Source organism: Kitasatospora sp. MBT63 (assembly GCF_000710465.2).
Taxonomy (GTDB): domain Bacteria; phylum Actinomycetota; class Actinomycetes; order Streptomycetales; family Streptomycetaceae; genus Kitasatospora.
Window position 1 is genome coordinate 17621 of sequence record NZ_JAIZ01000717.1, and the last position, 1200, is coordinate 18820.

At 78.2% G+C, this 1200-nt stretch carries 2 protein-coding genes; both read right to left on the reverse strand.

Annotation, left to right across the window (positions count from 1 at the left end; genetic code table 11):
• The coding region (locus AA75_RS52880) for a sensor domain-containing protein (RefSeq protein WP_233289352.1) at positions 1–322 on the reverse strand (322 nt) is incomplete at its 3' end.
• Positions 323–471: 149 nt separating this feature from the next.
• Positions 472–1065 carry a hypothetical protein gene (locus AA75_RS37245; RefSeq protein WP_051814088.1) on the reverse strand — a complete coding sequence of 198 codons (594 nt, stop codon included), beginning with the start codon at positions 1063–1065 and terminating at the stop codon, positions 472–474.
• Between the last annotated feature and the right edge of the window lie 135 nt (positions 1066–1200).

Genomic DNA, 1200 nt, shown 5'->3' on the forward strand with positions numbered 1-1200 from the left:
GCCGCCAGCCGAACGCCCCGGGCGCGCTGAGCCGCAGCGGCGGTCCGACGTCCAGACCGAGCAACCGCCGGGCGGCCGCCCGCTGGAGGGCGCCGAGCGCGAGCGCCCCTCGTACGGTCAGGGCGAGCAGCCACGGCCCGAGCGGCGTCACCGACAGCAGACCGCCGGCCACCAGCCCGGCCGACACCACGGCGGCCCCGGCGAGCGCCGGCGGCAGGGCGAGCAGGGCGTGCAGCACCGCCGCGAGGGGCCGGCGGCGGAACGGCGCCGTGAGGGCGGCCACCGGCCGGGAGGCCGCGAACCCGGCCACAGGAGGGGACATGACGGTCACTCTAGATCCGGGCCGGCCCGCGCTCCCGGGTACCGCCCCCGCCCGGCCGCGGCCGGTACCAGGGAGCGTGGGTCGGCCGCCGACGCGGCGGCTGCCGTACGGCGAGGTCGCCCGGGCGCCCCGCGGCCGGTGGCCGTCGTTCACAGCTGGTGCACGATCGGGACGGCCACCACGGCGGCGACCGCCGTGACCGGCAGCGCCAGCAGGGCCGCCCGGCCGGGTCCGATCCGGCGCGGGCCGAGCAGGCCGGCGGCCAGCCGGCCCTGAAGGGCGGTCAGGCCCCGCCCGATCCACGGCATCAGCAGCAGGAAGCCGACGCCGCCGACCAGTGCGTGCAGCGCCCACGCCCCGGCGAAGGTCGGGCCGCCCCAGGCGTCGGAGTAGTCGCCCGTGCCCATGCCGAGCAGCGGACGCAGCGGCCAGCCGAGGTTCAGCGGTACCAGTGACCACCCGTAGACGGTGACGGCCAGACCCGCCACCGCCAGCGGCAGGCTCAGGACGGCGTGTGCGAGGGCGGCGAGCCGTCCGTCCTTCGGCGGCTCGATCCGGCGGCCCAACAGCCGGGCCACCAGGTCTCGTTGGATCCGTCCGGCCGGGCCGCCGACCAGCGCCAGCGGGATGCAGACCAGGGCGACCGGCAGCGCGGCCAGCAGGTAGCCGGCCTCCCGCCAGGTCCGGGACGAGAACGGCGCCCGGAGCACCGGGACGACGACGGAGGAGAAGGTCCTGTCCATGGGAACCACCAGGTGGGCGAGTCGGGGTGTTTCCTCCAGCCTTCCGCCGCGGCCCGCCCGGTACGAGGGTGGCAGCACGGAACCCGGGGGTTCGGTTCACCCCACCCCCACCCCTGACCCCGGCACCCCGCCCCC

What these genes read in the sequence shown, in the direction of transcription:
- AA75_RS37245 (WP_051814088.1), bottom strand. Translation starts at nt 1,065, where the DNA reads ATGGACAGGACCTTCTCCTCCGTCGTCGTCCCGGTGCTCCGGGCGCCG.